The 14,340-nt window shown below is 60.0% G+C and carries 12 protein-coding genes and 1 tRNA gene; 9 read left to right on the plus strand and 4 right to left on the minus strand.

Annotation, left to right across the window (positions count from 1 at the left end):
* The first annotated feature begins 322 nt into the window (after window positions 1–322).
* On the plus strand, window positions 323–1,765 hold the full coding sequence (locus tag KBW81_RS04795; protein ID WP_254248528.1) for a Glu/Leu/Phe/Val family dehydrogenase: 1,443 nt from the start codon (window positions 323–325) through the stop codon (window positions 1,763–1,765).
* A 105-nt stretch (window positions 1,766–1,870) separates the two neighbouring features.
* Here the strand turns inward: KBW81_RS04795 and KBW81_RS04800 are convergent, their stop codons facing one another.
* Entirely contained in the window at window positions 1,871–2,920 is a 1,050-nt protein-coding gene (locus KBW81_RS04800; protein WP_254248529.1) for a quinone-dependent dihydroorotate dehydrogenase, read from the minus strand.
* A 3-nt stretch (window positions 2,921–2,923) separates the two neighbouring features.
* Entirely contained in the window at window positions 2,924–3,259 is a 336-nt protein-coding gene (locus tag KBW81_RS04805) for a DUF952 domain-containing protein (protein ID WP_090184652.1), read from the minus strand.
* Between the two features lie 213 nt (window positions 3,260–3,472).
* Between KBW81_RS04805 and KBW81_RS04810 the strand changes: the two genes are divergently transcribed.
* Window positions 3,473–5,029 (plus strand): bifunctional metallophosphatase/5'-nucleotidase, encoded by a 1,557-nt coding sequence (locus tag KBW81_RS04810; protein WP_254248530.1) that lies wholly within the window; start codon window positions 3,473–3,475, stop codon window positions 5,027–5,029.
* Between the two features lie 174 nt (window positions 5,030–5,203).
* Entirely contained in the window at window positions 5,204–5,866 is a 663-nt protein-coding gene (locus KBW81_RS04815; RefSeq protein ID WP_254249003.1) for an SOS response-associated peptidase, read from the plus strand.
* A 7-nt stretch (window positions 5,867–5,873) separates the two neighbouring features.
* Here KBW81_RS04815 and KBW81_RS04820 read toward each other — a convergent pair whose 3' ends face one another.
* Window positions 5,874–6,242, minus strand: a complete 369-nt coding sequence (locus tag KBW81_RS04820; RefSeq protein ID WP_254248531.1) for a hypothetical protein — start codon at window positions 6,240–6,242, stop codon at window positions 5,874–5,876.
* A gap of 140 nt (window positions 6,243–6,382) precedes the next feature.
* Here KBW81_RS04820 and KBW81_RS04825 point away from each other — a divergent pair.
* The 4 genes from KBW81_RS04825 to KBW81_RS04840 all read left to right on the plus strand — a co-directional run bounded on the left by KBW81_RS04825 (window position 6,383) and on the right by KBW81_RS04840 (window position 10,961).
* A tRNA-Gly gene (locus KBW81_RS04825) sits at window positions 6,383–6,457 on the plus strand.
* A gap of 123 nt (window positions 6,458–6,580) precedes the next feature.
* Window positions 6,581–8,374 (plus strand): ABC transporter transmembrane domain-containing protein, encoded by a 1,794-nt coding sequence (locus KBW81_RS04830; protein ID WP_254248532.1) that lies wholly within the window; start codon window positions 6,581–6,583, stop codon window positions 8,372–8,374.
* A gap of 103 nt (window positions 8,375–8,477) precedes the next feature.
* Window positions 8,478–10,364, plus strand: a complete 1,887-nt coding sequence (locus KBW81_RS04835; protein WP_254248533.1) for an acyl-CoA synthetase — start codon at window positions 8,478–8,480, stop codon at window positions 10,362–10,364.
* Window positions 10,365–10,538: 174 nt separating this feature from the next.
* The gene (locus KBW81_RS04840) at window positions 10,539–10,961 is read left to right on the plus strand and encodes a hypothetical protein (RefSeq protein WP_090184521.1); all 423 of its coding nucleotides are present in this window, start codon (window positions 10,539–10,541) and stop codon (window positions 10,959–10,961) included.
* 12 nt (window positions 10,962–10,973) lie between these two features.
* Here the strand turns inward: KBW81_RS04840 and KBW81_RS04845 are convergent, their stop codons facing one another.
* Complete coding sequence (locus tag KBW81_RS04845; protein ID WP_090184518.1) at window positions 10,974–11,537, minus strand: cupin domain-containing protein; 564 nt, start codon at window positions 11,535–11,537, stop codon at window positions 10,974–10,976.
* Window positions 11,538–11,748: 211 nt separating this feature from the next.
* Here KBW81_RS04845 and gabT point away from each other — a divergent pair, with 211 nt between their 5' ends.
* Window positions 11,749–13,155, plus strand: a complete 1,407-nt coding sequence (gabT, locus tag KBW81_RS04850; protein ID WP_254248534.1) for a 4-aminobutyrate--2-oxoglutarate transaminase — start codon at window positions 11,749–11,751, stop codon at window positions 13,153–13,155.
* A gap of 149 nt (window positions 13,156–13,304) precedes the next feature.
* Window positions 13,305–14,276, plus strand: a complete 972-nt coding sequence (locus tag KBW81_RS04855) for a carbon-nitrogen hydrolase family protein (RefSeq protein ID WP_090184512.1) — start codon at window positions 13,305–13,307, stop codon at window positions 14,274–14,276.
* Window positions 14,277–14,340 lie beyond the last annotated feature (64 nt).

Raw genomic sequence — 14,340 nt, forward strand, 5'->3', positions numbered from 1 at the left:
TGGCGCATGGCAGGTCTGAAAACCCATTCCGCCAACCCGACATAAACACGGAAGGGGTGGCGAAATTACGGCAGAACTGCGCCGTCAAACTGGCTAAACCGCCGATTTGCGCCGACAATCGCGGGCAATGATGTCGATTGTGTTGACACGCGCAACGCGATCACGCGCGCGGCAGGCGGTAAGCATGGTTGCGAACAAAGCTGCGTTAACTGTCTGTTGTGAAAGTAAGTGTTGTGTTGGGTTAAGGCTACGAATCGGTCTAGGCTTTCATCAGCCCCGTATTCACGCGGGTGGCCGTATGTCGGCGCAGTACAAGGATAGCATGATGGACCAGCAGACCCCTCCGGCAGAACCCGGCTTTCGCGAAAGCGTTGACATCATGTTCAATCGTGCTGTCAAACTGATGGACCTTAGCCCCGGGCTTGAGGAAAAAATCCGCATCTGCAACGCGACCTATGTGGTCCGGTTCGGTGTCCGCCTGCGCGGCGCGATCCATACCTTTACGGGCTACCGGTCGGTGCACTCTGAACACATGGAGCCTGTCAAAGGCGGCATCCGCTATGCCCTGAGCGTGCACCAAGACGAGGTGGAGGCGCTGGCCGCGCTGATGACGTACAAATGCGCGCTGGTGGATGCGCCCTTTGGCGGGTCCAAGGGCGGATTGTGCATCGACCCGCGCGCCTGGGACGAGCATGAGCTGGAACAGATCACCCGCCGCTTTGCCTATGAGCTGATAAAGCGCGACCTGATCAACCCTGCCCAAAACGTCCCCGCCCCTGATATGGGCACGGGAGAGCGTGAAATGGCGTGGATCGCTGACCAGTATAAGCGGATGAATACGACGGATATTAACGGTTCTGCCTGCGTGACGGGCAAGCCGATTAATGCGGGCGGTATTCAAGGCCGGACAGAGGCGACAGGCCGCGGCGTGCAATATGCCTTGCGTGAATTCTTTCGCCACCCAGAAGATATCGCCAAGGCAAACCTGTCAGGCAAACTGGCTGGCAAGCGCGTCATCGTGCAGGGTCTTGGCAATGTCGGCTACCACGCCGCGAAGTTCCTAAGCGAGGAAGATAATGCTATTGTGACCGGCATCATCGAACGTGACGGCTCGCTTTATGCCGAAGCCGGGCTGGACGTTGAGGATGTAAAGAAGTGGATCGCGACCCATGGCGGCGTGGCGAATTATCCGCACGCCACTCATGATGCCGACGGCGCAGCTTTGCTAGAACACGAATGCGACATCCTGATCCCCGCCGCGTTGGAAGGGGTCATCAACATGACCAACGCTGACCGCATCAAGGCCCCGCTGATAATCGAGGCTGCGAATGGTCCCACCACCGCCGGTGCCGACGAGGTGCTGCGCAAGAAGGGTGTCGTGATCATCCCCGACATGTATGCCAACGCGGGCGGTGTGACGGTGTCCTATTTCGAATGGGTCAAAAACCTGTCCCACATCCGCTTTGGCCGCATGCAGCGCCGCGCAGAAGAGGCGCGTCACGAGTTGATCGTGGCAGAGCTGGAGCGTCTGGACGAGATGCTAGAGCATCGCTGGTCGATGACGCCGAACTTTAAGGAAAAGTACCTGCGCGGCGCGGACGAACTGGAACTGGTGCGTTCGGGCCTCGATGACACGATGCGGACGGCCTATCAGGCGATGCGCGACGTGTGGCACAGCCGGGATGACGTGCCCGATCTGCGCACAGCGGCGTATCTGGTGTCGATCCGCAAGGTTGCCGATAGCTATCGCGCAAAGGGTCTGTAAGTCCTAACGCGCTGGGCGCAAAGGTTTTATGCCTTTGCGCCCAGCTGCGGTATTGTTGTTCGTTTGGCGAAAAGTCGGAGCAGAGCAAACGCCGCCGTAGCGGTGTTAAGTCCAGTCGCCGCGCCCAGTGCCGACGGCGTCGGCCACATTTGCGAAACCGTCGCGTTCCAGCAGTGCGTCCAGCCCCTTGGCAATGTCTTCGGCCAACCGGATGCCGCCATAGACCAGCGCCGTATAAAGCTGCACCGCACAGGCACCTGCGCGAATTTTGTCATAGGCCTGCTGCGCCGACCCAACGCCGCCGACACCGATGATCGGCAATGCGGTCAACCCGGCCAGATGCGCCAGCACCCGCGTCGATTTCTCAAACAAAGGCTGGCCTGACAACCCGCCAGCCTCTGCCTTGTGCGGGCCGTGCAGATCGTTGCGATCCAGCGTCGTATTGGTGGCGATGATGCCCGCGATACCAGAGGCATTGGCGACTTCGGCGACCTCTGCCACCTCGTCCAGCGACAAGTCTGGCGCGATTTTCAGGAATACGGGCACGGGCCGCTTCAGCGCATCATTCGTCGCGACGACTCCGGCAAGTAGGGCGGCCAAAGCCGCTTTGCCCTGCAAATCGCGGAGTTTTTCCGTGTTAGGAGAAGAGACATTCACGGTCGCAAAGTCGATGTGATCCCCGCAAGCGGCCAGCACCTGCGCGAAATCGCCAGCGCGGTCGCCCGAGTCCTTGTTCGCGCCAAGGTTCAACCCGACGATGCCTTTGTGGCCCTTTAGACGCGCGGCAATCGCTTCCATTCCGTCGTTATTGAACCCGAACCGGTTGATCGCCGCCTGGTCTTGCGTCAGGCGAAACAGGCGCGGTTTGGCGTTGCCGGGTTGCGGGCGGGGCGTTGCGGCGCCCACCTCGATAAAGCCGAAACCGCAGCGCGACAGCGGCCCAAGGGCGGTGGCGTTTTTGTCGAACCCCGCAGCTAGACCGACAGGGTTCGGCATTGCGATGCCCGCAACCGTTGTCCGCAACCGCGGCGAGGTGACAGGCCCGCCGCTGGGGCCAAGACCCATATTAAGCGCCGTCAGGGCCAGCCCATGCGCACGTTCGGGATCGAACTGTTGCAGAACCGTTAGGGCCAGATCATCGAGGTGGCGAAACATCACTTAGTCCAGTTCTGGAAATTGATGCACACCGTCCTTGATCGGCAGCGGCTTGGCCCAGCGCACGTCATCATCCAGCAAGGGACGATACAGGTGCGGGAACAGATCGCCGCCGCGCGACGGCTCCCACCGCAGATCGGTGCCAAGGGCGTCCGCATCGACCGCGATCAGCCACAGGCCCGCGACATCGGCGAAATGACGCGCTGCAGTCTCGCGCGCTTGGGCGGCGGTCGAGAAGTGAATGAAACCATCGGCCAGATCCACGGGCGCACCCGCCGTCGATCCGTCCGCACGCAGGGCGTCCCATTCCGGGGCGCGAAAGATTTTATAGATCAGCATGGGCGTTAAATGACGCAGGGCAGGGGCAAAAGCAAGCGCAGGCCGGCGCTGGCAGGTGGCCTGCTGCCCCAATCTGCCCGTTTTGCGGTCATTTGCCTAAATGCACCGCCTGACCCAACGGCAAGGAGCAGCCTGTCATGCGACCTTCATTTGACTCAAGTGCAGTCAGCGGCCAATCTTTGACCATCAAATTAAAAATGACAGGGACACGACATGAACTTTCGCATTCTGGGAACCTCTTGCGCGCTTGCGCTTTTGGCCGGGGCTGCCAGCGCTGATTACAGCCTGACCATCCTGCACACCAACGACTTTCATGACCGGTTCGAGCCGATCAGCAAATACGACGGCCCCTGCGCTGTTGAAGATAACACCGCTGGCGATTGCTTTGGCGGCTCTGCCCGTCTGGTGACAGCACTGGAAGAGGCGCGTGCCAAGACCAACAATTCGATTCTGGTGGATGGCGGCGACCAGTTTCAGGGCACGCTGTTTTACACGCAGTACAAAGGCACGATGACGGCCGAGTTCATGAACAAGCTGGGCTATGACGCGATGACCGTGGGCAACCACGAATTCGACGACGGCCCCGAAGTGCTGGGTGCCTTTGTCGATGCTGTCGATTTCCCGATCCTGATGTCGAACGCCGACGTCTCGGGCGAGGCGCTGTTGTCCGGCAAGATCGCCAAGTCCGCGATCATCGAACGTGGCGGTGAAAAGATCGGCCTGATCGGCCTGACCCCGGTCAATACACCGGAAATCGCCAGCCCCGGTCCGAACGTCACCTTTACCCAGCCGGCCGATGCGGTGCAGGGCGAGGTCGACAAGCTGACAGCGGAAGGCGTGAACAAGATCATCGTGCTGTCCCACTCTGGCTACGTGGTTGACCAAGACGTCGCGGCAAACACCACCGGCGTTGATGTAATCGTCGGCGGCCACGACAACACACTGCTGGGCGATATGGAGGGGGCCAAGGGCAAATACCCCACCATGGTTGGCGACACCGCGATCGTGCAGGCCTATGCCTACGGCAAATATCTGGGCGAGCTGAACGTGACCTTTGACGACGCTGGCGTCATCACCGAAGCCTCTGGTCAGCCGCTGGTCATGGACGGCGCTGTCGCCGAAGACCAGCCGACCGTGGACCGGATCGCTGAACTGGCCGCACCGCTAGAAGCGATCCGCTCTCAGGTTGTGGGTGACGCGGCCGAGGCGATCGAGGGCAACCGCGATGTGTGCCGCGAGATGGAGTGTTCCGGCGGTAACTTGATTTCCGACGCCATGCTGGCCCGCGTGGCCGATCAAGGCATTCAGGTCGCGATCTCGAACTCTGGCGGTATTCGCGCCAGCATCGATGCGGGCGAAGTCACTAAGGGCGAAGTCCTGACGGTGCTGCCGTTCCAGAACACCTTGTCCACCTTCGAAGTCACCGGCGCGGTTCTGGTAGAAGCGCTTGAAAACGGCGTCAGCAAGGTTGGCGAAGGCGATGGCCGCTTCCCCCAAGTCGCTGGCATCACCTTTGACGTGACCGCCGCGAACGAGGCAGGCAGCCGCGTGTCCAACGTCATGGTCGGCGACGCGCCGCTTGATCCGGCTGCGACCTACGGCGTTGTGTCCAACAACTTCGTGCGTAACGGCGGCGACGGCTATGCGATGTTCAAGACTGCCGATAACGCCTACGACTTTGGCCCCGATCTGGCTGACGTCGTGGCGGATTACATCGCAGAGGTCGGCAGCTACACGCCGTACACCGATGGCCGCATCAACATGAACTGATGATAATGCGCCGCCCCGGACGTGTTCCGGGGCGGTGCACCTTGATACCCGAAAAATCGTCCTCGAAGATTTCCCCCCGCTTAAAGCTTTTCGTACGAAAAGCTTTTGCCGCTGCCCGCCGCACACATTTGCCTGCATCTGGTCAGCTGCCGCGATCCACCTTATGTCTTTGGGATGTGTGGACGCATGGCAATTACCCTACCTCATGACGCGATGGCGCAGGTCTTTTCTGCTGTGCCCGCAAATGATTTGCCCGATACACCCAATTACAACGTCTGCCCGACGGTGCCGGTGCATGTCGTCACATCGGATCAGGGCAGCCGGCGGCTGCGCGCCATGCGATGGGGTTTTGTGCCGCAGTGGTACGACACGCCCACGAAAGGGCCGCTGCTGATCAATGCGCGCTCTGAAACGATTGCTGAAAAGCCTGCCTTTCGCGCCGCTGTCCGCGCGCGGCGCTGTCTGATCATAGCCAGCGGTTTTTATGAATGGAAACGAGAGGCGGGGCAGGTGCCGCAACCTTGGTTCATTGACCGCAGTGACGGCGCGCCCATGGCAATGGCCGGAATTTGGCAGGCGTGGGATAAGGGCGATGCGCCCCTTGTGTCCTGCGCTGTTGTGACCTGCACTGCCAATGCGGCGATGGCCCCTATTCACGACCGTTTGCCGGTGATCCTAAAGCCCGCTGACTGGCCGCTTTGGTTAGGGGAAGCAGGGCACGGCGCGGCGGTTTTGATGCGGCCCGCGCCAGATGACGTGCTACGTTTTACGAAAGTATCGCGTCAGGTGAATTCAAACCGGGCCAGCGGCCCGGATTTGATCACACCAGTAAGCTAATTTACGGTTAGTAGCTATCGGGCGCAGATCCGCTTCGAACCGTGCCGTCCGCAAGGTAAACTGTGCTACGGCTTTGCGTGTAGGTGGAGCTGTAGATCGACGTCGCTGACGAAATCCAGATCCAAGAACCGGACCGTAAGTCGCTTTGCTTTGTCGTACGACCGTAGGAGTCCTTATAATAAAACGTCACATACTGGCCAGTTTGGTTATAGATCGCCACGGACTGACCACTGCAGATATAGTGGACGTCCGGCACATAGCCTTTAGGTTCAATCCGCATGATCTTGGTGACACTACCGCAATCACCAGCTGCCGCCGCTAGGGGGGCCAGCAGGGCGAAGATAGTCAGGCACGAATTCATTAGCAGTTTGCGCATTGGCACGTCCTCCGGTCGGATCACCACGATTGTTAAGAAGGTCTTGCTGCAAAAAAGTGGCGCGACTAAGGCGAAATGATGCACGAAAATGGGCTTGCACCTGCGCGCGGGGCAGGGCTATACCCAAACCTGCAAAGCGCGCGGGCGTTGTGTAATGGTTAAGACCTCAGTTTTCCAAACTGAAGATACGGGTTCGATTCCCGTCGCCCGCTCCATGCTCCCCCCTTATGTTGATTAGTCGATGGTGTGCCGCTTTGGCATTTGTATAGTCGCGCCTTTCGCTTGTGCCCCGGCTGTCACAGTTTTATGTGCGATGCAGCTTAAGCAGGATGAATGATATGGCCGATGCGCCCCCAGTCACCGACGCAGAACGCGCCAAATCAAAAAACATGGGCGCGCTGCGCCAGCTTTGGCCGTTTCTTGCGCCCTATCGCCGCCTGATGGCGTTGGCGCTGGGTGCGCTAACGTTGACGGCTTGTGTATCGTTGATATTGCCGCTGGCGGTGCGCCGGGTGGTGGATAACTTCGACGTGCAAGCGGGCCAGTTGCTGGACCGTTACTTTGCTGCCGCCCTTGGTATCGCGGCGCTGCTCGCTGTGGGCACGGCCCTGCGCTATTACCTTGTGACGCGCCTTGGCGAACGGGTCGTCGCCGACATCCGCACCGCTGTCTTTGACCGCATGATCGGGATGTCGCCCGCGTTTTTCGAAAATATCATGACCGGCGAAGTGCTGTCGCGCATCACCACCGACACAACGCTGATCCTTTCCGTGATCGGCAGTTCGGTCAGCATCGCCCTGCGCAACTTTTTGATTTTTATCGGTGGTCTGATTCTGCTGATGATCACGTCGTTCAAACTGACTGCGCTGGTGCTGCTCTTGGTGCCTGCCGTTATCGTGCCAATCGTGGTGCTGGGCCGCCGCCTGCGCGTGCTGAGCCGTGAAAACCAAGACTGGATCGCCCAGTCGTCCGGCAACGCGTCAGAGGCGCTTTTGTCCGTGCAGACCGTGCAGGCCTTCACCCACGAGGACCTGAGCCGTAAAAAGTTCTGGACCGTGACCGAGAAAAGCTTTGACGCCGCCCGCACCCGCATCGCGGTCCGCGCTTGGATGACGGCCATCGTGATTTTCCTGATCTTTGCTGGCGTTGTCGGCGTGATGTGGATCGGGGCCCATGACGTGCGCGCTGGCACCATGACCGTCGGCGAACTGGTGCAATTCGTGATCTATGCTGTGATGGTCGCCGGGGCCGTCGGGGCCTTGACCGAAGTTTGGGGCGAATTGCAACGCGCCGCTGGCGCAACCGAACGTCTGGTTGAACTGCTGAATGCCGACGACGCCGTGCGCGATCCGGTTGCGCCCGTCGCTGTGCCCGACGTGGCCAAAGGGCAGATCAGCTTTGACGATGTGACCTTCCGCTATCCTTCGCGTCTGGGCGTTGCGGCCCTTGATCATGTGAACCTGACCGTACAGCCGGGCGAAACGATTGCGCTGGTTGGCCCGTCCGGGGCAGGCAAGACCACGATTATCCAACTTCTGCAGCGGTTTTATGACCCGACCGAAGGCGCGATCCGTCTGGACGGTGTCGATCTGCGCGATATGAAACGCGCTGATTTCCGCAAAATGATCGCGCTCGTGCCGCAAGATCCGGTCGTCTTTGGCGATACCGCGCGGGAAAACATCCGCTTTGGCCGCCCCGATGCGACCGACGCACAGGTAGAGGATGCTGCAAAGGCGGCTGCCGCGCATGACTTCCTGATGGCGCTGCCTGACGGCTACGACAGCTATGTCGGAGAGCGCGGCGTGATGCTGTCCGGTGGTCAAAAGCAGCGGATCGCCATCGCCCGCGCGATTCTGCGCGACGCGCCAATCTTGCTGCTGGACGAAGCGACCAGCGCGCTGGATGCGCAAAGCGAAAGGCTGGTACAGGCTGCCGTCGATGATCTGGCCAAAAGCCGCACCACACTGATCGTGGCGCACCGTCTTGCGACCGTGAAAAAGGCAAATCGCATCGTCGTTTTTGACGGCGGACGCATCGTGGCCACCGGCACGCACGACGAATTGGTCGCCGAAGGCGGGCTATACGCGCAGCTGGCGCGCCTGCAATTTACCGACGGTATCGCTGCAGAATAGGAAATATCGTGGCGTCAGTCTTGCGACGCTGCGCCTTTTCCGTTCAGTGTTGGCAGGTAATAACAGGCCGTTGAGCGGCCGAAGACGTTCTGGGAGGGACATCATGGGATATGCAGGCCGGGCCGACGCCGCAGCCATCGAAGCGGAAACACCCTGGGCCAATCGTGACGTACCCGTCACGACGTTCGCGCAACTGACGCAAACGGCTGGGAAATTTCCAGATCGCCCTGCGGTCACGTTCCAACTGGAATCGGGCCCCAAAGACCCAGCAGAGACGCTGACGTGGTCGCAACTGCTGGACCGCACCGTGCAGAGCGCGAACCTGTTTCGCAGCCTTGGCATCCGCGAAGGCGACGTCGTCGCCTTTATGCTGCCGAACTGCACCGAAGCTGTCCTGACCTATCTTGGCGGGCAGATTGCGGGCATCGTAAACCCGATCAACCCGCTGCTGGAACCCGAACAGATCGCCGCGATCCTGCGCGAAACCGGGGCCAAAGTGTTGGTCACGATGAAATCCTTCCCTAAATCCGACGTCGCGCAAAAAGCGGCTGCCGCCGTGGCGCTGGCGCCGAATGTGGGCCACGTGATCGAGGTTGACTTGCTCCGCTATTTGACCGGCGCAAAAAAGCTGATCGTGCCGTGGATCCGCCCCAAGAACGTGGCGAACCACAAAGCCAAGATCATGGATTTCGACAAATCCGTGAAAAAACAGCCGACATCGCTGCAATTCATCGACAGCCCGACCGACCGCGTCGCCGCCTATTTCCACACCGGCGGCACGACAGGCATGCCCAAGGTCGTGCAGCATCTGTATTCCGGTATCATCTACAACAACTTTCTTGGTGCGCGCCTGCTGTTCACCGAACACGACGTTCAGATTTGCCCGCTGCCGCTTTTCCACGTGTTTGCGACCATCGTGTCGCTGGGATCCTCGCTAGGCTCTGGCGCGCATGTCGTGTTTCCGACGCCGCAGGGGTATCGCGGGGCAGGGGTGTTCGATAACTTCTGGAAGCTGATCGAGCGTTACAAGGTCACCTTTGTTATCACCGTGCCAACTGCGATGTCGGCCCTGATGCAGCGCCCGGTCAACGCCGATATCTCTTCGCTAAAACTTGTGTTCTGCGGCTCTGCGCCGTTGCCGCTCGAACTCTATCGCCGCTTTGAAGAGGCCGCAGGCGTCACGATCTGCGAAGGCTACGGTCTGACAGAGGCGACTTGCCTTGTGTCGATCAACCCGCCGCATGGTGAAAAGAAGGTCGGCTCGATCGGCATTCCCTTCCCCTATACCCGCGTCAAGATCATGGACGTCGAAAGCCATGTCGAATGCGGGCCCGATCAGATTGGCGAAATCTGCGTGTCCTCGCCCGGTATTTTCAACGGAAATACCTACACAGAGGCCGACAAGAACAAGAACCTTTACTATGCGGGCGACGATCACGCTGCGCAGTTCCTGCGGACTGGCGATCTGGGCCGCGTCGACGAAGACGGTTACGTCTGGATCACAGGCCGCGCCAAGGACCTGATCATTCGCGGCGGCCACAACATCGATCCCGCCGAGATCGAAGAAGCGCTGGCGGGCCATGACGCCATCGCCTTTGCTGGCGCCATCGGTCAGCCCGATGCCCACGCAGGCGAGCTGCCATGCGTTTATGTCGAACTCGTCGACGGTGCCAAGATCACCGAGGCAGAGCTGCTGGAGTATGCCAAGGCGCACATTCATGAACGCGCCGCACACCCCAAGTATCTGGAAATTTTGGACGAGCTGCCAAAAACCGCCGTCGGCAAGATCTTCAAGCCGGATCTGCGCAAAAAGGCCATCGCCCGCGTTTATGACAAAGCGCTCAAGGACGAAGGCGTCGCCGCCCATGTGGAAACGGTGACCGAGGACAAAAAGCTCGGCCTTGTCGCCCATATCGCGGGCACGGCCACCACCGAGGAGATTTCGGGGGTCCTGTCGCACTACACCGTCGCTTGGAACCAAGCGAATTAACGGGGGCCAGCCGCACCTTCACTTGGCTCAATAAACTCCCGCCGAAGGCATCACACGATGCCTTCGGCGCTTTGCTATCTGCCACGCGCCAAGCCGCCGATACAGTCCAATCCCCCTTGCTTGCAGTCCGCGCAGCATCGATGATCGCGTCATACCGCTTGGAAAGGCCGCCCTATGCTTTGGTTCGCGATTGCCTGTCAGATGGGCCTCTGCACCGACCGCAGACCGCCCCCGACAGCAGAGCCCTACATGATCGTAAACGACGGCGGAGGTCAGTTGATCAGCGCCGAGGCGGATCGCGCCGACTTGCTGGCTTGGGGTGGCAGGGTAGAGGTGCGTGGCTTTTGCCGCTCGGCCTGTGTGATTTTCACGACCTTGCCAAACGCCTGTGTCGGACCCGCCGCGACGATCGGCTTTCATGGATCGAATGTGAACAAGGGCCCCATCGGTAATCAACAGATGGCGCGCTATCTGCGCGGTGCGGCAAAGCGTAAATTTCTGGCGGAATGGCAGTTCATTCCACCAACCGAAATCCACAAGATCACCGCCCGCCGCTACGCCGCGCTTGATCCGCAGATCAAGCTTTGTGACAATTAATGAACGAACCGCCTAAAACGTCGGCGGCGTGCAGGCGCTGATGACTTCGCAGACCTGATCGCTGGCGTTGCGAAATCGGTGGGGCAGGCGGCTGTCGAAGATATATCCGTCGCCGGGCACCAGCACGGACACTTCGCCGTTCACTGTGACCTCGATTTGCCCCTTTACGACAATGCCAGCCTCTTCGCCGGTATGGCTTAGAAACTCTGGCCCCGTGTCCGCGCCGGGCGGATAGGATTCGTGCAGCAATTGCAGCGCGTGTTCCGATGCACGGCCCAACTGGCGCAGCGAGACATGGGGGCGCGGATCGGCGTCTTGCGGCGCAATTTCGTGAAACTCATGCGCCTTAAAAAAGTATGCTGGCTTGTCCTCAGCCGCCGCAGGGGGCGTAAAAAAGTCCGCCATACTGATCGGGATCGCATCCAACAAAGACTTGAGCGACGCCACAGACGGCGAAGTCTTGTTCTTTTCAATCAGACTGATGGTACCATTCGTCAGCCCCGCCCGCGTGGCCAGTTCACGCTGTGACAGCCCATGTTCTTCGCGCAGGCTGCGCAGCCGCTCTCCGATGTCCAACGCCTGTCTCCCTTTCGGTTGCCGCCCGTGCGTGTGCCGGGTGCAGGAAATATTAAGGGGCGTTGCGCGGCAAAGTTTCAAGCGAAATCAACGAAAGGTCGTTGCGCGACAAAAGGTGACGCAAAATGGAACGAAAACTCCGTTTGACAATTATATTAAACACGAGGCAATGATTTATTATACACTCTTTGGCCCGCAAAGGACCGCGCGCATGACCCAGAAAAGCAAGACATCTAAGACCAAGATCAAACCTGCGACCGCTGCAGCCGAGGCACCGCGCACCCCCTTGACTGTCGTGCCTGATCTGCCCATTGAACAGCAGTCGAACGCCGCCCTTCTGCGCCGCCGTACGCAGGCCGTGCCCCGCGGCGTTGCCTCTGCCACGCCGATCTTTGCCAGCTACGCCGAAAACGCAGAGCTGTGGGACGTCGAGGGTAACCGCTTTATCGACTTTGTCGGCGGTATTGCTGTGCTGAACACCGGCCACCGCCACCCGCGCGTTGTTGCCGCCGCAAAGGCGCAAGAAGACCTGTATACGCACACTTCTTTTCAGGTCGTGCAGTATGAACCCTATGTTGCGCTGGCCGAACGCCTGAACGCGCTGGCCCCCGGCGATCACCCGAAAAAGACGCTGCTGGTCACAACTGGCGCTGAAGCCGTGGAGAACGCGGTCAAGATCGCCCGCGCCGCCACGGGCCGCCCCGGCGTCATCGCTTTCACTGGCAGCTATCATGGCCGCACCCTGCTGACGCTGGGCCTGACCGGCAAGATCAGCCCCTACAAAAAAGACGTCGGCCCGTTCCCGTCTGACATCTACCGCGCACCGTTTCCGAACGCCCGCGATGGTATTTCGGTGCAGGACGCCCTGACCGCGCTGAGCAACCTGATGCTGACCGACGCGCAGCCAGAACGCATCGCCGCGATCATTATCGAGCCTGTGCTGGGCGAGGGGGGCTATACCCCTGTTCCGTTCGAAATGATGCAAGCCTTGCGCGCCCTGTGCGATAAGCACGGTATCATGTTGATCGCGGACGAGATTCAGGCGGGCTTTGGCCGGACTGGCAAATGGTTTGCGATTGAACACTCTGGCGTCGTGCCTGACCTGATCACCGTCGCGAAATCCATGGCGGGCGGCTATCCGATCGCTGGCGTCATTGGCCGCGCCGATGTGATGGACGCGATGATCCCCGGCGGGCTTGGCGGCACCTACGGCGGCAACCCTGTCGCCTGCGCCGCAGCGCTGGCCGCGATTGACGTCATCGAAGAGGAAGGCCTGCTAGAGCGCTCGACCGAAATCGGCGAGCACTTCAAGGCGCGCTTTGCCGAAATCGGTGCCCGCGCCGCGCCCTTCCGTCTGTGGGACATCCGCGGCCTTGGCGGCATGGTTGCCGTTGAATTCGTGACCGACTTCTCGACTGCTGCACCCGATGCCGACCTGACAAAGCGCGTTGTGGCGCACGCCTTGCAGCGTGGCCTGATCCTTCTGTCCTGCGGCCTGCATAGCAACGCCCTGCGGATCATGGTGCCGCTGACGGCGTCTGATGCGGTGATAGACGAAGGTCTCGCGATCTTTGAGGCCGCCCTGACCGCTGCCGTGGCCGAGCAGCAGCAGGCCTAAATAGCTAAAAAACAATGAAATGGCGGACCTGTCGGTTCGCCATTTTTTGCCACCAAATTTGCCTTGCAGGGGACGCCGTTCCTTTTTCGTACGCGACCTGTTAGACATACGGCCTCCCGGATTTTCCCGGCCCTCAGGAAGAAATAGAAATGACTCCCTTCGCAATCGCCGGTGTTCAGATGTACGTGAACCCGCTTCATTCCAACGTGGATGGCATGATCCAGCGCCTTGATGTGCTGATGCTACGCTTTCCTTGGACCCAAATGGTGCTGTTTTCGGAACTCGCGCCATTCGGCCCGCTGGATAAGTTCGCGCAAGAGCCGCAGAACGAAACCCTTGATCGGTTTTGCGAAGCCGCGCGCAAGCACAAGGTCTGGCTGATCCCCGGCTCGATGTTCATCCGCCACGCGGACGGGCGCATTCTGAACACATCCTTTGTGATCGACCCCGACGGCAATATCGTCAAACGCTACGCCAAGATGTTCCCATTCCGCCCCTACGAGGCTGGCATCGCCGCAGGCACCGAATTTTGCGTCTTTGACGTGCCGGATGTGGGCCGGTTTGGCCTGTCGATTTGCTATGACATGTGGTTCCCCGAAACGACCCGCCAGCTGACCGCCCAAGGGGTCGAGGTGCTGTTGCACCCCGTGCTGACCGGAACCACCGACCGCGACGCCGAACTGGCCATCGCGCGCGCCACGGCGGCGCAATTCCAGTGCTACGTCATCGACGTAAACGGTCTGGGATCGGGCGGCATCGGGCGGTCGTGCGTCGTCGATCCGACGTCCATGGTGCTGCACCAAAGCCAAGGTCAAGAGGACATGTTCCCGATTGAAATCGATCTGGATATGGTTCGCCGCCAGCGCGAAACTGGCATGAAGGGTCTGGGGCAAGTCCTGAAATCCTTCCGTGACCGGGACGTCGATTTCTCTGTCTATGATCGCACCAGCGGCGTAGACAGCTTCCTTAATACCTTGGGACCATTGGCAATTCCACATCAGGGCACACGCGCCGGTCTGATGGTCGACGTGCCAGGAGAGGCCGAGATGGAGATCGAATATAAAACTCCGACGGGCACTGTTGCAGTCCCGCCAATCGTCCCCCACACTGACGTTATCTAACGCCACCTTGGCGACTGGCCCGGGTTTCACCGGACCAGTCCGCCCAATCGGCGTCCCGCGTAAC

This window comes from Loktanella salsilacus, from assembly GCF_024206795.1.
GTDB classification, from domain to species: Bacteria; Pseudomonadota; Alphaproteobacteria; order Rhodobacterales; family Rhodobacteraceae; genus Loktanella; species Loktanella salsilacus.